Origin of the sequence: Clostridium kluyveri DSM 555 (assembly GCF_000016505.1) — a bacterium.
GTDB lineage: Bacteria > Bacillota > Clostridia > Clostridiales > Clostridiaceae > Clostridium_B > Clostridium_B kluyveri.
In genome coordinates, this window is the sequence record NC_009706.1 from 3,663,503 (window position 1) to 3,686,220 (window position 22,718).

General features: G+C 30.0%; 23 protein-coding genes. 7 read left to right on the top strand and 16 right to left on the bottom strand.

The genetic code is table 11. From position 1 onward, the window contains the following. Positions 1-68: 68 nt before the first annotated feature. The 9 genes from CKL_RS17590 to CKL_RS17630 all read right to left on the bottom strand — a co-directional run bounded on the left by CKL_RS17590 (position 69) and on the right by CKL_RS17630 (position 12,188). Positions 69-2,222: a Tex family protein gene (locus CKL_RS17590; RefSeq protein WP_012103934.1), complete on the bottom strand. Its 2,154-nt coding sequence runs from the start codon at positions 2,220-2,222 to the stop codon at positions 69-71. Between the two features lie 411 nt (positions 2,223-2,633). Further along, positions 2,634-3,818 carry an ABC transporter permease gene (locus CKL_RS17595; protein WP_012103935.1) on the bottom strand — a complete coding sequence of 395 codons (1,185 nt, stop codon included), beginning with the start codon at positions 3,816-3,818 and terminating at the stop codon, positions 2,634-2,636. After that, on the bottom strand, positions 3,815-4,504 hold the full coding sequence (locus CKL_RS17600; protein ID WP_012103936.1) for an ABC transporter ATP-binding protein: 690 nt from the start codon (positions 4,502-4,504) through the stop codon (positions 3,815-3,817). Before CKL_RS17600 ends, CKL_RS17595 begins: the two co-directional genes overlap by 4 nt. After that, on the bottom strand, positions 4,479-5,540 hold the full coding sequence (locus CKL_RS17605; protein WP_012103937.1) for an efflux RND transporter periplasmic adaptor subunit: 1,062 nt from the start codon (positions 5,538-5,540) through the stop codon (positions 4,479-4,481). The genes CKL_RS17600 and CKL_RS17605 overlap by 26 nt, the downstream gene beginning before the upstream one ends. Positions 5,541-5,597: 57 nt before the next feature. Beyond that, positions 5,598-6,275 carry a Yip1 family protein gene (locus CKL_RS17610; protein WP_012103938.1) on the bottom strand — a complete coding sequence of 226 codons (678 nt, stop codon included), beginning with the start codon at positions 6,273-6,275 and terminating at the stop codon, positions 5,598-5,600. Between the two features lie 140 nt (positions 6,276-6,415). Then, positions 6,416-7,526, bottom strand: a protein-coding gene (prfB, locus tag CKL_RS17615; protein WP_148204862.1) for a peptide chain release factor 2 whose coding sequence is annotated in 2 segments (ribosomal slippage) — positions 6,416-7,447 and positions 7,449-7,526 — 1,110 coding nt in all. Because the reading frame shifts where the segments join, the coding sequence is not laid out codon by codon here. A 17-nt stretch (positions 7,527-7,543) separates the two neighbouring features. Further along, complete coding sequence (secA, locus tag CKL_RS17620; protein WP_012103940.1) at positions 7,544-10,048, bottom strand: preprotein translocase subunit SecA; 2,505 nt, start codon at positions 10,046-10,048, stop codon at positions 7,544-7,546. A 163-nt stretch (positions 10,049-10,211) separates the two neighbouring features. Continuing rightward, positions 10,212-10,739, bottom strand: coding sequence for a ribosome hibernation-promoting factor, HPF/YfiA family (gene hpf, locus CKL_RS17625; RefSeq protein ID WP_012103941.1), 528 nt, complete (start codon positions 10,737-10,739; stop codon positions 10,212-10,214). A gap of 414 nt (positions 10,740-11,153) precedes the next feature. Next, positions 11,154-12,188 (bottom strand): branched-chain amino acid aminotransferase, encoded by a 1,035-nt coding sequence (locus CKL_RS17630; protein ID WP_012103942.1) that lies wholly within the window; start codon positions 12,186-12,188, stop codon positions 11,154-11,156. Positions 12,189-12,503: 315 nt separating this feature from the next. Here CKL_RS17630 and CKL_RS17635 point away from each other — a divergent pair, with 315 nt between their 5' ends. Both CKL_RS17635 and CKL_RS17640 read left to right on the top strand, forming a co-directional pair. After that, entirely contained in the window at positions 12,504-13,103 is a 600-nt protein-coding gene (locus CKL_RS17635) for a tyrosine-type recombinase/integrase (RefSeq protein ID WP_012103943.1), read from the top strand. Positions 13,104-13,356: 253 nt separating this feature from the next. Then, on the top strand, positions 13,357-14,463 hold the full coding sequence (locus CKL_RS17640) for an acyltransferase family protein (protein WP_012620990.1): 1,107 nt from the start codon (positions 13,357-13,359) through the stop codon (positions 14,461-14,463). A 156-nt stretch (positions 14,464-14,619) separates the two neighbouring features. Here the strand turns inward: CKL_RS17640 and CKL_RS17645 are convergent, their stop codons facing one another. Continuing rightward, positions 14,620-14,814 (bottom strand): hypothetical protein, encoded by a 195-nt coding sequence (locus CKL_RS17645; protein WP_012103945.1) that lies wholly within the window; start codon positions 14,812-14,814, stop codon positions 14,620-14,622. 162 nt (positions 14,815-14,976) lie between these two features. Continuing rightward, positions 14,977-15,174, bottom strand: coding sequence for an alpha/beta-type small acid-soluble spore protein (locus tag CKL_RS17650; protein ID WP_012103946.1), 198 nt, complete (start codon positions 15,172-15,174; stop codon positions 14,977-14,979). 247 nt (positions 15,175-15,421) lie between these two features. Between CKL_RS17650 and glf the strand changes: the two genes are divergently transcribed. Continuing rightward, positions 15,422-16,543, top strand: a complete 1,122-nt coding sequence (gene glf / locus CKL_RS17655; protein ID WP_012103947.1) for a UDP-galactopyranose mutase — start codon at positions 15,422-15,424, stop codon at positions 16,541-16,543. Positions 16,544-16,622: 79 nt separating this feature from the next. Here the strand turns inward: glf and CKL_RS17660 are convergent, their stop codons facing one another. From CKL_RS17660 to CKL_RS17675, 4 genes are all read right to left on the bottom strand, one after another. After that, positions 16,623-17,639 carry a glycosyltransferase gene (locus CKL_RS17660; protein ID WP_012103948.1) on the bottom strand — a complete coding sequence of 339 codons (1,017 nt, stop codon included), beginning with the start codon at positions 17,637-17,639 and terminating at the stop codon, positions 16,623-16,625. Next, positions 17,640-18,299 carry a phosphatase PAP2 family protein gene (locus CKL_RS17665; protein WP_012103949.1) on the bottom strand — a complete coding sequence of 220 codons (660 nt, stop codon included), beginning with the start codon at positions 18,297-18,299 and terminating at the stop codon, positions 17,640-17,642. It lies immediately after the preceding gene. Between the two features lie 493 nt (positions 18,300-18,792). Continuing rightward, entirely contained in the window at positions 18,793-19,143 is a 351-nt protein-coding gene (locus CKL_RS17670; RefSeq protein WP_012103950.1) for a GIY-YIG nuclease family protein, read from the bottom strand. A gap of 60 nt (positions 19,144-19,203) precedes the next feature. Continuing rightward, a complete protein-coding gene (locus tag CKL_RS17675) occupies positions 19,204-19,434 on the bottom strand; it encodes a helix-turn-helix domain-containing protein (RefSeq protein WP_012103951.1) in 231 nt (76 codons plus the stop codon). Positions 19,435-19,580: 146 nt separating this feature from the next. Between CKL_RS17675 and CKL_RS20110 the strand changes: the two genes are divergently transcribed. The 4 genes from CKL_RS20110 to CKL_RS21435 all read left to right on the top strand — a co-directional run bounded on the left by CKL_RS20110 (position 19,581) and on the right by CKL_RS21435 (position 21,450). After that, positions 19,581-19,706 carry a Spo0E family sporulation regulatory protein-aspartic acid phosphatase gene (locus CKL_RS20110; RefSeq protein WP_197530246.1) on the top strand — a complete coding sequence of 42 codons (126 nt, stop codon included), beginning with the start codon at positions 19,581-19,583 and terminating at the stop codon, positions 19,704-19,706. 697 nt (positions 19,707-20,403) lie between these two features. Beyond that, positions 20,404-20,511: a helix-turn-helix domain-containing protein gene (locus CKL_RS21755; RefSeq protein WP_341271444.1), complete on the top strand. Its 108-nt coding sequence runs from the start codon at positions 20,404-20,406 to the stop codon at positions 20,509-20,511. A gap of 351 nt (positions 20,512-20,862) precedes the next feature. Beyond that, entirely contained in the window at positions 20,863-21,018 is a 156-nt protein-coding gene (locus CKL_RS21430) for a hypothetical protein (RefSeq protein WP_242649438.1), read from the top strand. Between the two features lie 30 nt (positions 21,019-21,048). Then, the gene (locus tag CKL_RS21435; RefSeq protein WP_012103953.1) at positions 21,049-21,450 is read left to right on the top strand and encodes a transposase; all 402 of its coding nucleotides are present in this window, start codon (positions 21,049-21,051) and stop codon (positions 21,448-21,450) included. A 416-nt stretch (positions 21,451-21,866) separates the two neighbouring features. Here the strand turns inward: CKL_RS21435 and CKL_RS17690 are convergent, their stop codons facing one another. Continuing rightward, positions 21,867-22,514: a 4Fe-4S binding protein gene (locus CKL_RS17690; RefSeq protein ID WP_041700866.1), complete on the bottom strand. Its 648-nt coding sequence runs from the start codon at positions 22,512-22,514 to the stop codon at positions 21,867-21,869. Positions 22,515-22,718: the final 204 nt, after the last annotated feature.

The window sequence follows — 22,718 nt, forward strand, 5'->3', positions numbered from 1 at the left end:
TTAAAATAATTTTTATTCATTAATAAATATTTATTGCTAATTATGCTAATTTCATATTCATTTTTCTGCTATTTCATGCTAAGTGCAATTCTTTTTCTTTTTTCATCTACTTCAAGTACAGTTACATTTACAATATCTCCTACCTTAACCACATCTAGTGGATGTTTTACAAATTTATCAGACAACTGGCTTATATGCACTAAACCATCCTGATGAACACCTATATCTACAAAAGCACCAAAGTCTGCTACATTCCTAACTGTACCTGTAAGTGTCATTCCCGGCTTGAGTTGATTCATATCAACTATTCCCGTTTTCAATATAGGCTTTGGCAGCTCTTCTCTTGGATCTCTTCCTGGTTTTTTTATTTCTTTCATTATATCCTTTAAGGTAGGAATTCCTATATTAAGTCCTTTTAACACATTATCTATGCCAATCTTTTCAACCCTGTTTTCTATATCTACAAGGCCATTATTTTTTAAGTCTTCATCACTATACCCAAGGGTCTTCAAAAGTTTTTTGGCATCACTATAGGACTCCGGATGCACCGAGGTATTATCAAGTGGTTCATTACTTTCCATAACCCTTAAAAATCCTGCACATTGTTCAAAAGCTTTTGCTCCCAGTCTTTTAACCTTCAAAAGCTCTTTTCTATTTTTAAACTTACCATTTTCTTCTCTATAAGCTACAATATTTGCGGCTATAGATGAATTTATTCCAGATATATAAGATAGTAAAGAAGCCGTTGCCATATTCAAATCTACTCCTACACTATTTACACAATCTTCTACAATACCCTCTAGAGACTCATCTAATTTTTTTGGGGAAACATCATGTTGATATTGACCTACCCCTATGGATTTAGGATCTATTTTCACAAGTTCCGCCAGAGGATCCTGAAGTCTTCTTCCTATGGATATAGCTCCTCTTAGTGATACATTTATATCGGGATATTCTTTTGCAGCCAGTTCCGAAGCAGAATATACAGAAGCTCCGGCTTCTGATACCATTACATAATAAACATCCTTATTTTTTTCCTTTTTTACTTCTTTTATAAGTCTGCCAATTACTTCTTCTGATTCTCTACTTGCTGTACCATTTCCAAGAGATATCACACTAACATCATATCTATACACTAAATTCTTTAATATCTTCAGAGAACCTTCTACATCATTTTGAGGCGCCGTAGCATAAACTGTAGCAGTATCTAAAAGTTTTCCCGTATCATCTAAAACTGCTATTTTACATCCCGTTCTAAATCCAGGATCATATCCAATCACATTTTTTCCTTTTATAGGTGGCTGCATTAGAAGAGCCTTTAGATTGGCCTTGAATATCTTTATGGCACCTTCTTCCCCCATATCTGTGAGTTCAGATCTTATTTCCCTTTCAATAGAAGGATATATAAGTCTTTTTAAAGAATCCTCTACACTTCTTTCTATGTAACTATCAGTTACTTTATTTCCCTTTAGGCACTCTCCTTTTAAGTATTCTTTTATCTTATTCATATCACAGGTTATCTTTACAGACAAAATTTTTTCTTTTTCTCCTCTATTTATAGCAAGTATTCTGTGAGGAGGGATAGATTTTATCGCCTCATGATAATCATAATACATTTCATAGGGAGTTGGTTCCTTATTTTCTCCTTTTGTTTCAATGCTTCCGTTATCTTGAACAAATTTCCTTATCCACTTTCTATATTTGGCCTCGTCAGATATAATCTCGCTTATTATATCCATAGCTCCTGAAAGAGCATCTTCTATAGAATTTACTTCCTTTTCTTCATTTACAAATTTTTTTGTATATTCTTCTATATTATCTTTAAAATTGCCATTTAATATTATCTTTGAAAGTGGTTCTAATCCTCTTTCCTTTGCAATAATAGCTCTTGTTCTCTTCTTTGGTTTATATGGTCTATATATATCTTCAACTTCTGTTAGGGTAATGCAACTTTCTACAGATTTTTTTAATTCCTCTGTAAGCTTACCCTGTTCTTCTATTATTCTTATTACGTCCTCTTTTCTAGCTTTAAGATTTCTAAGATATACAAGTCTTTCTGCCAGTTTTCTTAAAGTGACGTCACTCATACTTCCCGTTAATTCTTTTCTATACCTGGCTATAAAGGGAACTGTATTGCCAGAGTCTAATAATTCTATTACATTATTTATATATTTTTCATTTACGTCTAACTCTCTAACTAGTATGTCTATTATATCGTTCATTTTAACCTCCCGATGAATCCTATTGATTATGTTTAATTTACTTAAATATGTAAATAATTAATTTTTCAGTTAATTTAAAGTAAAAGCTTTATAAATTTATGTTAAACTAGCTAAAAACATATTACAACAGTTGAATGGACTTTGGCAAATTAATATATTCAAGAATCATTAATTTGAAGTAAAAAATATAAACTACTGGGCCTTATAAGAATATAAACGAGATTATCTTTATAATGTTCGAATACTACTCTGCCTCCCAAATTCCCTGTTGCATAAATTTTGACGCTTTCTCCTGAGCCTTTTTTACGATATTATGATTATATCCTAAAATACCTAGAAGTTTTATGGCATTCTGCGTTGTGGTCCTGCCATTTTATTTTTTCTCCTTATCATGATTTTAAGGTCTAAATATTACTTATAAATAGCCTTAATAGGATCTAAATTTGCTGCCCTATATGCAGGAATTATTCCAAAAATTATTCCCACAGTAATAGATGTAATAGACGCTCCTATTAATATTCCTATAGTTACAACAGGTTTAAACGGCAAAAAGGCTCCTGAAATCAAAGATATCAGATATCCCATAACTATTCCAACAATTCCACCTATACCTGTAATAAATATTGATTCTATCAAGAACTGTAGTAAAATTGTGCTTGGTTTTGCACCTATGGCTCTTCTAATACCTATTTCACGACGGCGTTCTGTTACAGATACATACATTATATTCATTACTCCAATTCCACCTACAAACAGAGATATTCCTGATACAACAGCTATAAAAATAGTTATACCGCTTATTATCTTTTCAAAAGCTTTAGAGACAGCTTTAGGATCCCCTTTGGTATAGCTTCCTTTTACATCAGGGTGAAGAACATTTAGTTCTTTTTTTACTTCTTTGAATACGGAGTCAGAATCAAATCCCTGCTTAATTTTAACATCAATTGAAGAAATAGATACATCATCTTCTAAAAGCTTCTTGGCAAACTTAGGCACATAATCATATTGCATAGACAATAAACCTGAACTCCCATTTTCAATTCCAACAACTTCAAAAAACTCATCCTTTATTTTAATTCCCTTTCCAATTCCCTTATTTATCTCTTCCCCAAATAACTCTTTGGCGTGATCTTTTGAAAGCACCACCACATAATGTTTAAAATCATTATCTTCCTGGGTTATACCTCTTCCTGCCACGATATTTGAACTCTTATCATAATTGTTTATCATAAGATAAGACTGTTTATCAAAAAAAGTTGCATTTTCAATAACTCCTACCAGACCTTCCAGTCCGCTGCTGCTCTTAGCAACACTTTCTACACCATCAACATTTTTAAGAGATTGAAAATCCTTATGTTCAAATGGTGTATCTACAGTTGTAGAATTTAAATCTGAAGGTTCAAAATTAACGGTAATGGTATTCGCTCCCACATCACTAGTGGATTCATTCACCTGTGCTTTTAACCCCTCTCCAATAGAAAGAATAATAACCACAGAACTTATTCCAATAATTATTCCTATCATAGTTAAAAAAACTCTAAGCTTATGTGTACGTAAACTTAAAACTGCACTATGTATAAGTTCCCACAAATTCATATATTATCCTCCTCAGAAAAAATGCCGTCTTTGAGAAAAACACAATGAGTAGCGTATTTTTTAAGATCACTATCATGAGTTACCATTATAATAGTTTTATTTTGTTTATTAAGTTTAACCAATATATCAATAATTTTCAGGCCGGTTTTCCAGTCCAGTGCACCTGTAGGCTCATCTGCCAAAATAACATCAGGCTCATTAACAAGCGCTCTTGCAATTGAAATACGCTGTTGTTGCCCCCCAGATAACTCATTTGGATAACTTTTAAATTTTTCCTCAAGTTCAACATCTTGAAGACTTTTTTTTACCATGTCAATTCTTTGCTCGCTGCTATATCCCCCATGATACAATAGTGGAAGTTCAATGTTTTGAGCTACTGTTAAAGATTCAATTAAATAAAACTGTTGAAATATAAAACCAATATGATTATTTCTAAAAGAACAACGCTGGTTTTCTGTCATTTTTGTAACATCCTGACCATTAAATACATAACTTCCCTCATTGAAATTATCAAGAAGTCCCAGAATATTCAACAAAGTGGTCTTTCCACTGCCTGACTTGCCCATTACAACCACAAATGAGCCTTGCTCCACCTTAAAATCAAGATTTTTTAAAACAAGATAGCGATTTTTATCCTGCTCATACCATTTACATAAGTCTTTAACTTCCAGAAGATGCTTTGTCAATGCTGTCCCCTTCTTTCATTTCACTAGATGGATTTTTAATAATTTTATCATTAAAGTCTAAACCGCTTTTCACTTTAACATATGTATTATTATATTTTTCAACCCTTACACGCACTCTTCTTAATTTTTTATTTTTTATAAGCCATACTGATTTATGTCCATTATCATTAAAAACTGAGGATACTGGAATTTTAGGCAGTTCACTTTCATCCACTGCAGTTCCCTGAATATGAAAACCTGCATATATGCCCTGTTGATTGTTTATATCAATATATACAGGATAATAAGACACACTGCTTCCTGTAGTTTGTGTTAAGTTTGAGGCTGAAGCGCCTTGAATAGCCTGTGCCTGTGATGGTTCAGTGCTAATGGAACTAATAGTGCCCTTAAATTCTTCACTTGTACCATACACAGTAATCTTTATTTTTTGATTTTCTTTAAGCTTTAACACATCTTTTTCACTAACACTAGCTACTACCTGCATTTTAGGGTCAATCAATGTCAAAATAATTTTATTAGTACTCTCTTCATTATCTGATGTTATTGAAACAATACCATCAAAAGGAGCTGAAATTGTGGTATATCGTTTATCTTTAATATTGTTTAACTGCTGTTTTAAACTTGTTTTCTGACTATTGATTTCAGAAATTTGAGCACTATTTTGTACATTTGCCATGGATTTTGCTTGAGTTTCAATACTGTTAAGCTGCTGGGTGAGAGTGTCATACTGCTCTATCATCTGGTCATTCTTATAAGTAAATAAAGTTTGTCCTTTTTCTACCTGTTCTTTATCTTCTACACTTATTTTATCAACGGTTCCCTTAGTTGTATCTTCAGTAAAATTTAATTTCCTGGAATATTGAACCTCTCCGTCTAAAAATATATTCTGCTGTGCTGGAATAGTATATATATCAAATAATGAATCACTTTTATGTGCATTTCGTTTATTATAATTTAAAAAAAGTGTTACAACAAATAATATAATAATTACGCCAACAGCAGAACCAATAATTAATATTTTTTTTCTATCTTTCATAAGTCCATCCCTTTCTCTGCATTCAAATCATCAAAATTGCCGTATATTAAAATTATTTTAGAGCTTTAAATAAGAGTGTAAAGATATAATCATGACAAGTACACAGGAAATTGCAACAATAGCAAAACTTTTCTTTTTCGAAATCTTTCCAACTATGGATATACCTATAGTCAATAATACTATCTGCCATACATTGAATATATCAAAGTTATCTAAAAATCCATTTAGTAATGTAGGTTTAGTTAATGCTCTCACCCCTAATGGATTACTTGTGATGGCCATATACAACCATTTTATAATTTTACCAATAGTTATAGACAACATACTTAAACAGTATACAGATACAATCTGCTTGTATTTTATTTTAGAGCCAAAAACTCTAGCCAACCCCATGTAAACTAATGATGCTAAATATATACCTATTATAGTAGTTATTATAATAGTCACAGTCTGTATAGGTATTGATGTTGCATATTCCATAGATTTTTCTATAAGTGCTTGAGATGTACCAGCCGCTGCTTCTTTAAACTTATCCGTAATTGATTTTTTTAAAATATCTATAGAAGTAGTCATTTGCATGATTCCGTAAATTATATTGATTAAAATAATTAAAAGCATAGTCCATAAATACTTAGGTTTTTCTATAAATTCACTAAAAATAATGCCTGGTTTCTTGAAAAAACAAACAATCTTTTTGTCAATACTCAAACTTTCTTCATTTTCTTTAATATCCATAAAAGTCCCTCCTAATTTCATTTTTTAAATTACATATTCTACATAATGGTATACAATCCCTCCTCAATTCTATAAAATACTTAAAAAAACGGTCAAAATACATCATAAAAAAAATTATGGGCGCATCATGCACCCATTTATCATTTACCACTTTGTTGTTTTAAATAACCTTTTATAAAATTATCTATATCACCATCCATTACAGAAGATACATTACTGCTTTCTACACCGGTCCTATGATCTTTCACCAAATTATACGGATGGAATACATAAGATCGTATCTGACTTCCCCATCCCATATCCTTAAGCTCTCCCGTAAGATCCTCTATTCTATCCTTGTGTGCTCTTTCTTTCAGTTCTACTAATTTGGCCTTTAAAATTTTTAATGCTTGTTCTTTATTATAATGCTGGCTTCTTTCATTTTGACACTGTACAACTATTCCAGTAGGTATATGAGTTATCCTCACAGCAGATTCAGTTTTATTTACATGCTGTCCCCCTGCTCCTCCTGCTCTAAATGTATCCACTTTCAGATCTTCAGATCTTATTTCTATATCCTGATCACCTGTCAGTTCAGGCAGAACCTCCACAGATGCAAAGGAAGTCTGTCTTTTCCCATTGGCATTAAAGGGAGATATTCTGACTAAACGATGAATACCCTTTTCACTTTTTAAATATCCATAGGCAAATTCTCCAATAATGCTGAGGGATACACTCTTTATGCCGGCATCTTCTGCCTCAAGCATATCTATGATATTTACCTTATATCCCATTTTTTCTGCCCATCTTATGTACATTCTAAGAAGCATTTCAGTCCAATCCTGAGCATCTGTGCCACCTACTCCTACATGTAGATTTAATATGGCATTATTTTTGTCATATTCTCCACATAAAAGTATTTCTGTTCTAAATATTTCAACTTGGAATTCTATATCTTTTATATCCTTCATAACTTCTTGAAAGGACATACTGTCTTCTTCTTCCTTTATAATTTCCAATAAAATTCTAGCATCTTCTATATTATGTGACAATAAATCATATCTATTTAGCCTACCCTCTAAATTTTTTTCTTCACTGGCTATTTTCTGGGCGTTATCTATATCATTCCAAAAATTTGGTTCTTGCATTTTTGCCTGCAGTTCTTCTATCTTATTTTTTAAATTATCTAAGTCAAAGAGACTCCCTTATTTCTTTTATAGTTTGTTCTAATTCATTTAGTTTATCAATTGTTTCTTCCAATTGAAGTAACATCTAATCACCTTCCAATTTTAAACAGTTCTTCCACAGCAATTTTTATACTTTTTACCACTGCCGCACGGACAAAGATCATTTCTTCCTACGGTCTTCTCTCTTTTTACAGGAGTTTTCTTTATAGAATCTGATTCCTGATTTGTTATAACATTTTTTACTACTCTCTCCCTTTCTGGAGCTCTTTCAATTTGCACATGCATTAGATATTTTACTGTATCCAATTTGATATTATAGATCATTTCCTCAAACATTTCACTGCCTTCAAATTGATATGCCTGTGCTGGTTCCTGCTGCCTGTAAGCCCTAAGCCCAATAGCCCTTTTTAGATGTTCCATGTCATCTATATGATCCATCCATCTTGTATCAACAACTCTAAGTAGTATAACTCTTTCTATTTCCCTCATTTGTTCTGAAGTAAATTCTATTTCTTTTTGTTCATAGATTTTTTGGGCTATATCTATAAACTTATCTTTAATAGCTTCATTAGAAAGATTTATAATATCTTCTTTTTTAACAGAATCTTTAGGTACATATACATCTTCCATATATTCAATTAATTTTACTATTTCATCTTCAAATTCCTCTTCTATTCCTGATATATGGGAATCTACAATGGAGTTTATTAAACTCTTTATCATATCCTGCACATCATTTTTCAAATCTTCCCCTTCAAGGACTTGAGATCTCTGCTTATATATAATTTCTCTTTGTTTATTTATTACATCATCATATTGAAGTAAAGTTTTTCTTATATCAAAATTATTTCCTTCCACTTTTTTCTGTGCATTTTCTATGGCATTTGAAACCATTTTACTTTCTATAGCCTCGTCATCTTTAAGTCCTAGCTTTTCAACTATACCCTGAAGCCTATCTGAACCAAATATTCTCATAAGATCATCTTCAAGAGATACATAAAATCTTGACATTCCAGGGTCTCCCTGACGTCCAGAACGTCCTCTCAATTGATTGTCAATTCTTCTTGATTCATGTCTTTCAGTTCCTATTATTTTTAGTCCACCTAATGCAACTACTCCTTTTCCAAGCTTTATATCTGTACCACGACCTGCCATATTGGTAGCTATGGTAACTGTTCCTTTTTGACCTGCATAGGAAATTATATCTGCCTCTTTTTCATGGAACTTGGCATTTAAAACCTGATGAGGCACTCCTTTTCTCTTTAACATATCTGAAAGCAATTCAGATTTTTCTATACTTACCGTACCCACAAGTGCTGGCTGCCCCTTCTTATAGGTTTCATATATTTCATCTGCTATGGCTTTGAACTTACCTTTTGCACTTTTATATACTACATCTGGAAAATCCTCTCTGGCTATAGGTTTATGAGTAGGTACAACTATTACATCCAACCCATATATATGTCTGAACTCATTTTCTTCCGTTTGTGCAGTACCTGTCATACCAGACAACTTATTAAATATTCTAAAGTAATTCTGGTAAGTGATGGTAGCTAGTGTTTTAGATTCCCTTTCTACCTTAACTCCTTCTTTTGCCTCTATGGCTTGATGAAGTCCGTCACTATACCTTCTGCCTTCCATCATCCTGCCTGTAAATTCATCTACTATAAGCACTTCTCCGTTTTTTACCATGTAGTCTTTGTCTCTTTTCATTATATAGTTTGCCTTTAAAGCTTGCACTACATAGTGTTGTATTTCCATATTTTCCGGATCAGCATAATTTTCAAGACTAAAAAAAGTTTCTGCTTTCTTTATCCCTGTGTCATTAAGCATTACTGCATTTGCTTTTTCATCTACTTTATAATCCTCTTTTTCCAGAGATTTTGCAAATCCGTTGGCAATATTATAAAATTCTGTTGATTTTTCCCCTTCTCCAGAAATGATAAGAGGTGTTCTTGCTTCATCAATCAAAATGGAGTCCACTTCATCCACTATAGCAAAATTTAGTTTTCTTTGAACTCTTTCTTCCTTGTAGATAACCATATTATCTCTTAAATAATCAAATCCAAATTCACTATTGGTTCCATAGGTTATATCACAATTATAGGCTTCCTGTCTCTGTGATTGACTCATGTCATGTAAAATAACTCCTACTTTAAGTCCTAATGCTTCATATATGGGTGCCATAGTATCTCTGTCTCTTTTTGCAAGGTAATCATTTACCGTAACTATATGAACTCCCTTACCTGTGAGAGCATTCAAATATGCTGGCGCAGTAGCAACAAGAGTTTTACCTTCACCGGTTTTCATTTCTGCTATTCTTCCCTGATGAATAACTATTCCACCTATAAGCTGTTCTCTATACTGCTTTAGTCCTACAGTTCTAAACCCCACTTCCCTGACAACCGCAAAAGCTTCAGGCAATATTGAATCTAATGATTCTCCTTTATCCAGACGTTCTTTGAATTCATCTGTTTTATTTCTTAGCTGTTCATTGCTTAATGCCTGAACCTTTGAATCTAAAGCATCTATTTTATCAACTATAGGCATAATTCTCTTTACTTCTCTTTGGCTATATGAGCCAAATATTTTTTGAAAAAGTTTCATTCTCTTCATCCTCACCCGTTAAATTTTATAAAAAAGTACATCTTTTAGATTATATCACCTAATTATGCGCTATTCAACTTAAACACTAATTTGAGATTTAGCAATTACTGTATATATTAAATTATAAAGAGAGGAAGCTCTGCTTCCTCCCTGTAGTTGACCTTTAAAATTCAGGTTCTATCAATCCATAATTTCCATCTCGTCTTTTATATATCACATTTACATCTCCTTGCTCAGCATCTCGATATACAAAAAAGCTGTGACCCAAAAGTTCCATCTGAAGAACTGCTTCTTCTGATGACATAGGCTTCACTGCAAACCTCTTAGTTTTTACTATTTTATGTTCCTGGTTGTCAGTTTCCTTCTCATCTGGTATAAATTGAAATCTTAAAGATTCTGAATTATTTCTCTTTAAAAGTTTCGTCTTTTGTTTTCTTATCTGTCCTTCTAATTTGTCTAAAACCAAATCAATTGAAGCATACATATCATCATTTTCTTCTTCTCCTCTTAGTATAACCCCTCCAAAAGGAATTGTAACTTCTATTCTCTGCCTGTTTTTTTGTACACTTAATGTAACATGAGCTTCTACATCAGGGTTGAAATACTTATCAATTTTAGATAACTTTTTCCTCACTGCATTTTTTAATGCATCTGTCAGTACTATGTTCTTTCCATTCACAGTTATTTTCATATTTCCAGCCCCTTCCTTATGATTATCCTTAGCATATATTTATGTAAAGGATATATTTTATAAAATTATTATTGATTATTAACTATATTTTAATACTGTTGCCCATAAATTACAATAGAGTTTAATGGTAAATTAACAAAAATTCAGTTTTATTGATATCCTAAAAATCACTAAATAAAAAATAAGTACTGGCTTTATACCAGTGCTTATTTTAAAAATACCAAAATAATTTTTATCCGAATGCGGCAATTAGCTAATACTCCCATCTTTTTCAAAGGGAGATAAGCACTACTAAGCATCTAGATAAGTTCTTCCCCTAAAGGATAACGTATTCTAAGTGCTAAAGACACTAAGAATACTGTTAATAATGTTCAGATGGAAAAAAATATTCCTCATGAGCAACTGCACCTGAATCTAAGAATCACTTGATATCTCTATGATCCACCCTTGTGGAGCCTTTACATCTCCAAATTGAATACCATAGAGTGTATCATAAAGTTTTTTAGTTACAGGACCTACTTCTGTTTCACTGTAAAATACATGAAGTTTATCTTTATACTCTATACCCCCAATAGGAGTTATTACAGCTGCTGTACCACATGCTCCGGCTTCAGCAAACTCATATATCTTATCTATGTAAACATCTCTTTCCTCAACCTGCATACCTAAATATTCCTTAGCTATATATAATAAAGAATATTTTGTAATACTAGGCAATATAGATGGTGACTTTGGTGTTACAAATTTATTATCTTTGGTAATTCCAAAAAAATTTGCTGCTCCTACTTCTTCTATTTTAGTATGAGTAGCAGGATCAAGGTATATACAATCTGCGAAACCTCTCTTAGCAGAATTTTCATGAGGAAGTAAGCTTGCAGCATAATTTCCTCCAACCTTTGCTGCTCCTGTACCATAAGGTGCTGCTCTATCATAATCTGAAATCATAAAGTTAACAGGTGTAACTCCTCCTTTAAAATAAGGTCCTACTGGGCAACAGAATACACAAAATATATACTCTTCTGCTGGTTTAACTCCAATATTATCTCCCACTCCTATTATAAATGGTCTAATGTAAAGAGTAGCTCCTGTACCGTGAGGCGCAACATATTCTTCATTAGCTTTTGCAACCTGAACACATGCACTAATAAATTTTTCTTCTGGTATTTCAGGCATTAATAAACGTCTACAGCTATTGTTTAGCCGCTTTGCATTTTGATCAGGTCTAAATAATTGTATTTTCCCATCTTTTCTACGATAACATTTCAATCCCTCAAAACATTGTTGTCCATAATGAAGCGCTGGTGAACCTTCACTTATAGTAAGCATATTGTCTTCTACTAGTTTTCCATCATCCCAGCTACCATCTTTCCAAACAGAAATATATCTGAAATCTGTTTTAATATAATCAAATCCCAGCTCATTCCAGTCAATATTTATATTCTTACCCATATTATGTTAATCCTCCTTTAGATTTAAGATAATATTTTATACTGATATTTTAAAAAATATCCCTGTATTATTTATTAAAGTTTTTTACTTAATTATAGTACTTTAATAAATAAAAGTACACAGAACAACCTATTTATAGTATTAAATTATACTCCAATAATATATAAAATTTAATTGTTTTTTGACATTCCACTAAAATTATTATATATTAATTTACATAGAGTTATATGGTACTTTGAATATTTTATGAAATATATTATGACAAAATTGTACAAAATAATTATTTTGTACAATAAATAGTTGAGGAGAATAATTATGTCAAGAAATAATGAAACTAAAATTAAATATTTAACACAGCAAGAAGCATATTCTCTTTTCAAAACAATTGAAAACACTTATACTTCTCATTCTCTCAGGGACTTAGTGATTTTTAGAATAGCTTATAGGTGCGGTTTAAGGGTTTCGGAAATTGCTTTATTAAAAATGCAAGATTACAATGCTTCAAAAGGTGAACTTTACTGCAGACGACTTAAAGGCAGCAACAACAACACCTTAAGATTAGATTCTAAAACCAAATATATTTTAGATAAATATATTGTTGAGAATAACATAACTTCAACCTCTCAGGTATTATTTTCAAGTCAAAAAAATAATCCAATTTCAAGACAGACTCTGGATTATCTTATGAAGAAATATTGTTCCATGGCTGGTATTGAAGACAAATCCAAACATCATTTTCATGCTTTAAAGCACACAACCGCTGTTCACCTTGCTGAATCTGATATGGATATAAAGGAATTACAGTGGTGGTTGGGTCATAAATCTGTTTCTAATACAGAAATATACTTTCAATTTACAACTAAGCAGCAGGATAGGATGTATGCAAAATTAGATGAAAAGAGTGAAATGGTATAATTTTATTAATTACTTTACTCTCTTTGTACAAATATAATAATACCTCATGAAATGTAGGGTTTTCTATTAAGATATAGAAATCCTACACTAATTAATGTTCGTTAACATTATTAACTAAATTTTCAAAAAATACAAATTTAATTAATTAATATAACACCATATTGTAACAGTGTAAACATAGAATAATAAATATCAAGTGATTCAGAGGTTCAGATGGAGTTTGCTTACGAAAAATGTTTTCTTCACCTGAATCTTGGAAGAACTTATTCAAGCACAAGCAGTGCTTATCCCGCACTTTGAAGAAGTTGGGGGGTTAGCTAATTCCAGCGTTTGGATAAAATATTACATAAATATGGGGTTTAATATGAATTTAAAAAATTGTAGAGAAAATTATTTTGATAATTTAAAATTATTATTAATTACTCTGGTAGTAATTGGACATACCATAGAACCACTAATAAATTCACATCCAAACATTAAATTATTATATGTAGTTATATACTCTTTCCATATGCCTTTATTTGTTTTTATTTCAGGATATTTTTCAAAGGATATTAACAACGAAGAAAAATTATTTTCTAAAATCACCAATATTTTTGTACCTTATGTTATTTTTCAATTATTATATTCTCTATTTAATATTTACGTTTTAAAAGCAGAAAATTTTAAAATCACTTTAGTTTATCCTTATTGGATTACATGGTATCTTCTTTCTCTATTTATATGGAATCTTATATTACCTTATTTTTGTAAGGTTAAATATTCTATTATAATTTCACTTCTTATTTCTATATTATGTGGATATGATACTAACATTGGATATTATCTAAGTTTATCAAGAACTATAACATTTTTCCCTTATTTCTTAATGGGATACTTTACTGAAAAACATCATATAACTATCATTAGACAGTATATTGCAAAAAAATATGCAGTTTTAACTTTACTGGCTATTTTCCCACTGTTATATTTAATAAATAATAAAATTAATTATAAATGGTTCTATGGAAGTCTCTCCTATTCACAATTAAATAGCTCTGTATATCCAAATTATATTATTGATATAACTTTATATATATTAGCTATAATTATATCCATTTGTATATTAACGCTAGTTCCAAATAAAAAATTCTTTTTTACTCATTTAGGTTCTAGAAGTATGACCGTATATGTATTTCACGGCTTTATTATAAAATTATTGCTTAAATATAACTTTTTTGATTACATAGAATCTTTCAGGACAGAGATATTTATTATTATACTTTCATTTCTTATTGTTATAATTCTCTCTTCCAAGTATATCAATAAGATTGCCAAAGTAATAATTTATCCAAAAATATTAAAGCAAGCCACAAGATAGTATTAAGTAACTTATACGCCTAATTAAATAATTAAGTGTATAAGTTACTACAGCAGTTTTTTAAAATACCACTATTATCATACTTGTAGATTAATTTACTAGCTCACAATTTTAAGAATATTTTCAATTCTAAATATATGAGTAGGGATTTTTGATTTATCTTCGATTTTGCAATAAATCCACCGTTCCCAAAACAATATGAGCCAACCCAAATCCCAAAGCAGCTGTTTCTATCATAGGAACAATATCATTTTTATGCATTCTTCTATTTTTCAAATCCGATGCTCTTAATGCAACTGAACCTGCAGTAACTGCAGTACCTAACGCCGTTGTAATTAATCCATTTCTCATATTATCATCACCTATATTATTTTTTGTGTACATCTGTTCTTATTTTAACCAATTATTAAATTTGTACTTAGATAATACAAATTTAAATCTTAAACATTCTAATCCGTTGTAAATTTGAAATAAAGCCCGTATTCCTATTAAGGTACAGGCTTTTATTAAATATTACTTTAAACCTTGTTCGTAAGCTTCAACCATTTTTTTAACCATATTTCCACCTATAGAACCAGCTTCCCTGGAAGTAAGATCTCCATTATAGCCATTTTTTAAATTTACTCCCACTTCTCTAGCTGATTCCATTTTAAATTGATTTAAAGCTTCTCTAGCTTCTGGTACTACTAATTTATTACTGTTATATGCCATAATAAACACTCCTTTTATAGTGATTTTTACTGCTTATACTTAAAGTTTGTACATTTCTATAAAAAATACTCTAGGCAATTGAATGGATATTTAGATATATGTGTAAATATGTTATGCATAGTCATTAAGAACTTTTGAAAAATTTAATTATAAAAAATAAAGTGAAAAGTTCTTTATAAAAAAAGATAGCCATTGCACTAAAAATATAGTATCCTTTTAGTTGTCAAATCAAAAAGGAGGATTGGCAATGTATGACTATTTAATTGTTGGATCTGGTTTATTTGGATCAATATTTGCATATGAGGCTAATAAAAGAGGTAAAAAATGTCTCGTGATAGATAAACGTTCTCATATTGGGGGTAATATATATACAGTACAAATAGAGGGAATTCAAGTACATCAGTATGGTGCACATATTTTCCACACAAATAGCAGGAAAGTGTGGGAATACATGAATCAGTTTGCTGAATTTAACAGATACACCAACTCCCCTATTGCTAGATATAAGTCTGAACTCTATAACATGCCCTTTAATATGAATACATTTAATAAAATTTGGGGAGTAATTACCCCATCAGAGGCAAAAGCTAAAATTCAACAACAAATCAAGGAAGCTGGTATTATTGAACCGAAAAACCTTGAAGAACAGGCAATAAGTTTGGTTGGTAGAGATATCTACGAGAAATTAGTGAAAGGCTATACAGAGAAACAATGGGGACGCAGGGCAACAGAATTGCCAAATTTTATTATAAAAAGGCTGCCAGTCCGTTTTACCTACGATAACAACTATTTTAATGATAGATATCAGGGAATACCCATTGGAGGTTATACACAGATCATTGAAAAAATGCTGGAAGGCATCCAGATTCGCCTTGAAACTGATTTTTTTACACAACGTGATAAACTGACATCTCTTGCAGATAAAATTGTTTTCACCGGAATGATTGATGAATATTACAACCATTGTTATGGAAAGCTTGAATATCGTTCTCTTCGTTTTGAAACAGAAATTTTAGATTGTGAGAATTATCAAGGTAATGCAGTTGTTAACTTTACAGAATATGATGTTCCATATACCCGAATAATCGAACACAAGCATTTTGAATTTGGTTGTCAAAGTGGAAATTCTAATCCTAAGACAGTAATCACAAGGGAATATCCCACCATATGGCATCATGGTGATGCTCCGTATTACCCAATGAATGATGATAGAAATAACAAATTATACGCAAAGTACAAAGCATTGGCAACTGCAGAAAATAAAATTATATTTGGAGGACGTCTTGGGATGTATAAATATTTTGATATGCAAAATATTGTAGCAGAGGCTTTGATGTGCGTAAAAAATGAAATGTCTAAAAATATATAGTAAGATGCATTGAAAGTTTAACCATAAAACCTTCGATGCATCTCCACAAACAATACTTATTAACAATATAAAGTCCCTATTAGTTAAATCCAAATATCCTTCTTGATAATGAATAAGCTAATAATATAATATTCTTTCCTACTAAGCCTTTAATCTGCACAAATAATCCCAAAAAGGATTTATTTATTTCTCTATACAAATCCCTATTTTTAGAATTTAGATAATACCAAAGTTCCTTTTTTTTATTTAAACTTTTTTCTGTATTATCTTTTAATAATAACACTGTACTAACTGTCATCATCATTACTAAATACTTAATCATATATTTGCGTAACTTTTTACATTCTATAATCATTGGATTATAACAGTCAATAATTATTTTTGTTACCTTAATCTGTTGATCAATACGCTTAATCATTATTTTTTCATTAACTGATTGATCTTCTCTTCCAATAAAATATCTGTAAAGATCTACATTTATATAATACATTGTTTTTACATAAGGCAGTGGTTTATATACAAAAATATTGTCCACATAAAATGTATGTTTTGGAAGCTGTAAATTACATTTTTTAAGAATCTCTGTAAGATAAATAACTGAGTGCATTAATATATTTTGACTGTTTTTAAGATGTCCTAAGTCATCCCATGTAAATATTTTTTCTTCCGGCATTGCACCTTTATAATTAATACTTTTTGATTTATGCATATTTATATTCTCATACACATAATTTACAATAAGCATGTCCAATGTTTTGGAATTATTAATCATATTTTTTAATATATCAAGTACTTTTTTTAAGCTATTTTTATCAAACCAATCATCACTATCTAAAACTTTAAAATATATGCCCTTTGAATATTTAAGCCCTGTGTTTATTGCATCACCATGACCACCATTCTCTTTATGTATTGTATGTATTATGTTAGGATATTTCTTCTCATATTCATCAGCAATTATTGAAGTATTATCACTAGAGCCATCATCTACAATCAAAATTTCCAAATTCTCGTCTCCAATTAGCAACGATTCTATTGCTCTATCCATATAAGCTGCTGAATTGTAACAGGGTATTACTACAGTAAGAACTTTCATTTATACCTCCTGATTAATAAGCTTAAATGTTTTATAAAGTTGTAAATGTAAAGATAGCCTCCATGTTAATTCAGCCAACATAACTCCCCCTAAAACATCAATTATAACATGCTGTTTTGTTGTTAATGTTGAAATACATATCATTATAGCCATAAATAAAGAAAAACATCGATACCAAGCAGGAATAACCTTACAATTTCTTAACCCAACAAAACAATACCAACTAACCAGACAATGAATTGACGGGAAAAGATTATCTGCTGCATCTATACTATATAAAAATTTAAGCATGTCCGAAAAAATATCCGGCGTGATAATATTAGGTCTTATATTAGTTGTAGGAAAATTTATATATATAATGCCACATATTAATTTTCCTAATAAATCTGCCGTTAAAAAACGATAGCAGTGTTCTTTATTTATGTTACTAATTAATATATAATTAACAATCCAAAAAAGATAACCTCCAAAGTAAATCAATACAAATATTGGAATCACTGGAATTCTGTCATCACAGTATGAGGTTAAATTATGAAAAACTCTATGTTTATAAAACAATCGCGCTCCTAAATATATAGCAAAATTAAAAAATACACATACAATTAAAGGTTTAATAGAATACTTTGGTATATAGTTATATATTCGTTTTATTATTTTCATCTTTTTCCCCTAAGTTATTTTAAGTATAATATTTTAAGTGATATCAAGTCAATATATTAGTGTTGTTTTATAAAAAATTCTGCCTATCATTACTTATCTTTGACTAAATAAATGTTAAAATGCTTTTCCCGCTCTTATATATTATGAATTTATAACATATTACAACTATTTATAATATATGAATTTGATGCGAATTTTTTATTATTTTTCTTATGTCTTCCATTCTCATCACTTTACTTTTCCATTCAAATACATGCCCACAAAAAGAAATGGTCTCGCACCCATCTCTTTCTATTCCAAAATAAACTTTTGTTTTTCAATTTGACAGCCCACTTAACCCCAGGCTAGAAGTGCATCTTAAGGGGGAATTTGTATAAATTATTATCGTTACCCTCTTATATTGTAATTATAACTATTATGGTGCATGTTAGCAATATTTTAGTTCTGCTTTAATTGCTAAATGATTTTTCACATGAAAATATACTTTATAAAATTAATCATATAGTTTTAAATTTTCACCTTGACTACTAATCCACAATTGTAAAAGTTCCTCTAAGTCATCTTTATCTTGTTTATTTGTGGCATCCTCATCTATTTTAAGCTTTTCTACAACATCAAATTTAAACGGCTCTTGTCCATAAATATTCCAATCCTTTTGAAGCTGTTTTGACTTAAATCTTCCAAGTTCTAATTGAAATTTAATTCCTTCAAAAGGTTTATATAAATTATTAGATATATCTACAAAACAATATCCTGTAATTGTATTATATATTCTAATTATACCCATCTCTATTTCTCTTTGCTTATACTCTTTAATAATTTGTTTTTTACTCGTACCATCCATTATGTTTACCTTACAATTCTTATAATATTATTACTTACATCTAAAAATCCATGTATAATTTTAATTATCATTCATCATCATTTCGATTTCTCTTACAAAAGCACTTGTCTTTATATTTAAGTTTTCACAAATTTTAAAAATAACATTCAAAGTTGGCTTCCTCTTTTCTCTTTCCAGTAAGCTTATGTAAGTTCTGTCAAGTTCACATCTATAAGCCAGTTCTTCCTGTGACAATCCACATTTCAATCTATTGTTTTTTAAAATTATAGCAAGAGCTTTTTCTAACGTCATAAATTTCACCTCTTGCATATAATTTTCAAAGAATTTTTATAAACATTCTACGGACTATAGTCTTCAAAGAAGATATTTATGTTATAATTAAATGAAGACTTAAAGAACTAAATGTAGTACAAATTAGTATACAAATGGGAGGTAATATGCTTAAAGAAAAGATGGAGGAATTAAGAGAGAAACTATATTTTCTAATTACAGAAAAGGCTGAGTATAGTCAAATATTAAAGGTAAGTCAGAAATTAGATAATTGCATATATGTACACAAATGAGTATGGAAGATCCTATTTTTTCCCATACAAAAAATTGAATCATAATGGACAAGAAAAAGGGATTTAAACTATTGAAAGCTGTTGCCTATTGATATTACTGGATTTAAGCAATATTAAAAACAAAATTACTACAGTTAATACTACATCACCAATAACCTTTAATGCATATTATTGTTGAATGGTTATCTTTTTCTTTAATCTTCCCTTAAACAAGCTATTTTTTGAACGTAGTAAAAAATACTAACTTGTTTAAGGTTTTCTTACAATTGAAAAAATCCGTTTATACACTTCCTAGGTTTTTGGGGAGAGTACTTATTTAAATTAAAAGTGCTGGCCAATCTTCTTGTCTGAACGAGGGCAGAGTTAAATCTTGGCCAGTGTCTCATAAATTCAAACTTATTCATTTTTGTACTATGACTTGAGATATTTCATAATTGTATCGTAATATATTGTTTTAAGCCTATTATAATAAAAATATCTACTTTTCTGTTAAAATCTTAATAACCGTTTCAGTTACTTTATTCATTTTTTCGCCAGCTGTAAATTTTTTATTAATTAACTACATGCTGAAAATAAAGACAAAAATTTAATTGGTAGCAGAGTAAAATATGGAAGACTTAAAAATAAACCTAAAGTAACTCAAAATGATTTACTTGCCAGACTTGCCGTAAGATACATAGAATTTGAAAAAACAACAATATCCAAAATTGAATCTAAAACAAGACCAGTTACAGATAAAGAACTTGTTGCTATTGCCGATGCATTAAATGTAAGTATATTATGGCTTCTTGGAAAAGAGTACTAATATTATCTTTTTAATGTATTTCATATATATTCTCTATCTTAAACATAACTAACTTTATTTATAATTAAAATTTAACAGCAAAATAAATCAATAAGTGTTACAATTTTACCTAATCAAATCAGTCCAGACTTATAGTAAAATTATAGGATTTATATTAGATAATACTATTAAAGTAAGTACAATACAATGGTATTATCTAAAAGGGATAATACCACATAGCCATCAAGCTAATAATAAATATAAAAAACTCTTGCTCATTTACGAAAAATAGTATAATAACAAGACTTTTAGGTAGTATAAAGCATATAGATTCAAATATACTTACTTATGTGGGATTCTCATTTTAAAAGAATGAGAATAGCAGATTCTACAGCGTTTCAAGTTCCGGAAATATATAAAAGTATATATCCAGGTTCTGGAGGAAGTTCACAGCCTTCCGCCATAAAAATACAGCTTGAATATGAATTAAAGTCGGGAAACTTTATGCACATAGATGTAGGTCCATGAAGTGGAAATGATAATACTTTTGGAAGCAAAATGAAGGATACATTTACAGCAGGAGACCTTTCATTAAGGGATTTAGGGTATTTTAATTTCAAGGATTTTGAGGATATGGAGAATAAAAAATCTTTCTATGTTTCAAGGCTTAAACCTAATATAGCTGTTTATATAAAAAATGAGAATGTAGAGTATCTAAAAAATGGACAGCCAAGGAAATCAACTATTTATAAAAGGGTGTTTCTAAAAGGTGTCGCAAATAAAATACAGGAAGGTGAAATTAAAGAAATATCAGACGCATTTGTTGGAAGAACTGAAAAGAGTAAAGTAAGGCTGGTAGTCTGTAAACTTACTAAAGATCAATTTGAGCAAAGGAGGAAAAAATCTTTAAAAATGCTAAAAAGAAAGGTATTAAAAAAAGTGATACTACAATCAGTTTAATGGGAATAACAGCATGTTATTTGCAACAGGAAGATTATGCTTTGAATTTGTAGTCACTTTATATTTCCTTGACACTTTAGAGCATATACCATGTGCCTTTATCAATCTCGCTACACGCCCTTTACTAGCTTTTTGATCATCAGGTAGCTTTTTATTATAGCCCCATCATATGTAAATCCTTGTTTATGATATTCTGATGCCTTTGTCATATTAACAGCTCCTTTTTATATTATTATTATTTTTCAATAATCTCATATATCGTTATATTCTTATATCAAGATATAACGATATATGTGTCAATAGTTTTTTTTATTTTGCATTAAAATATTAAATCCCTCATATTTATCCTTTTTGCTAAAATACAACTTTTTCATTATACTTTAAATATTAATCTATAACGTTCAGTTATAATCCTATTATAAATTGATTTTATCATATCCTATTGCTTTTTTAGGACATATTATAACACACTTGCCACACTGTATACAATCAGGATGACTTAATAAATCATTTTTGTACTCATAAGGAACTATTCCCAATGAACACTTTTTCTCACATAATTTACAGGATACACAGTTGGATGATACTTGTAATACTTTTTTATTTTTTCTAAGCTTTGATATAAAAGATGATATAGTTCCCATAGGACAAAAATGACACCAAGTTCTATGGTTATAAACTAAAGATAAAAATATTCCTATTATAGTAGTTACAACAATTATCCTATAAAAAACCACACCAATACTATAAAGATTCCCCCAATTTCTCTTAACTCCCAGTATAAACATTGACAGCATGAATATTATTAGTAGGATTCTAAAATAATTAGATTTTAAAAATTTAGGCACTTTTCTTTTGCCACTAAATTTAGAAACTACATTATCATAAAAGTTTCCTCGTGGGCACAGATTTCCACACCAAAATCTCCCCCTAAATATAGATACAATTATAGGAGCTACCATACAAACAATTGCTACTATTGCAAATCTCAAATCAATGAAACCTAATAATATAAAAGCTATTAGTAATATAAAAGAATACTTTTTCCAAAAATTTAGAAACATATACAATAAACTCCCCTCAAATTAATTATTTAATATTTGAATTACTTAATATGATTATATCACAATATCTTAATATTACAATATATAAATATATATTGTAGCATATGCTTATTATTTATATTTACTCGCAGTAAAATTATTTACGATTGTACCTTTAAAGACCAAGAAAAAAATCAAACTGCAATATTGTTTTATGTTGCTAAG

Coding starts and splice junctions, on each gene's coding strand:
- CKL_RS17670 (WP_012103950.1), bottom strand. CDS start 19,143: ATGGATGGTACGAGTAAAAAACAAATTATTAAAGAGTATAAGCAAAGA.
- CKL_RS17650 (WP_012103946.1), bottom strand. CDS start 15,174: ATGGCATATAACAGTAATAAATTAGTAGTACCAGAAGCTAGAGAAGCT.
- CKL_RS21430 (WP_242649438.1), top strand. CDS start 20,863: ATGAGAATAGCAGATTCTACAGCGTTTCAAGTTCCGGAAATATATAAA.
- CKL_RS17660 (WP_012103948.1), bottom strand. CDS start 17,639: ATGAAAGTTCTTACTGTAGTAATACCCTGTTACAATTCAGCAGCTTAT.
- CKL_RS17595 (WP_012103935.1), bottom strand. CDS start 3,818: ATGAATTTGTGGGAACTTATACATAGTGCAGTTTTAAGTTTACGTACA.
- glf (WP_012103947.1), top strand. CDS start 15,422: ATGTATGACTATTTAATTGTTGGATCTGGTTTATTTGGATCAATATTT.
- hpf (WP_012103941.1), bottom strand. CDS start 10,739: ATGAAAATAACTGTGAATGGAAAGAACATAGTACTGACAGATGCATTA.
- CKL_RS17610 (WP_012103938.1), bottom strand. CDS start 6,275: ATGGATATTAAAGAAAATGAAGAAAGTTTGAGTATTGACAAAAAGATT.
- CKL_RS21435 (WP_012103953.1), top strand. CDS start 21,049: ATGAAGGATACATTTACAGCAGGAGACCTTTCATTAAGGGATTTAGGG.
- CKL_RS17590 (WP_012103934.1), bottom strand. CDS start 2,222: ATGAACGATATAATAGACATACTAGTTAGAGAGTTAGACGTAAATGAA.
- CKL_RS17635 (WP_012103943.1), top strand. CDS start 12,504: ATGTCAAGAAATAATGAAACTAAAATTAAATATTTAACACAGCAAGAA.
- CKL_RS17630 (WP_012103942.1), bottom strand. CDS start 12,188: ATGGGTAAGAATATAAATATTGACTGGAATGAGCTGGGATTTGATTAT.
- CKL_RS17645 (WP_012103945.1), bottom strand. CDS start 14,814: ATGAGAAATGGATTAATTACAACGGCGTTAGGTACTGCAGTTACTGCA.
- CKL_RS17665 (WP_012103949.1), bottom strand. CDS start 18,299: ATGAAAATAATAAAACGAATATATAACTATATACCAAAGTATTCTATT.
- CKL_RS17690 (WP_041700866.1), bottom strand. CDS start 22,514: ATGTTTCTAAATTTTTGGAAAAAGTATTCTTTTATATTACTAATAGCT.
- CKL_RS17605 (WP_012103937.1), bottom strand. CDS start 5,540: ATGAAAGATAGAAAAAAAATATTAATTATTGGTTCTGCTGTTGGCGTA.
- secA (WP_012103940.1), bottom strand. CDS start 10,048: ATGAAACTTTTTCAAAAAATATTTGGCTCATATAGCCAAAGAGAAGTA.
- CKL_RS17675 (WP_012103951.1), bottom strand. CDS start 19,434: ATGACGTTAGAAAAAGCTCTTGCTATAATTTTAAAAAACAATAGATTG.
- CKL_RS20110 (WP_197530246.1), top strand. CDS start 19,581: ATGCTTAAAGAAAAGATGGAGGAATTAAGAGAGAAACTATATTTTCTA.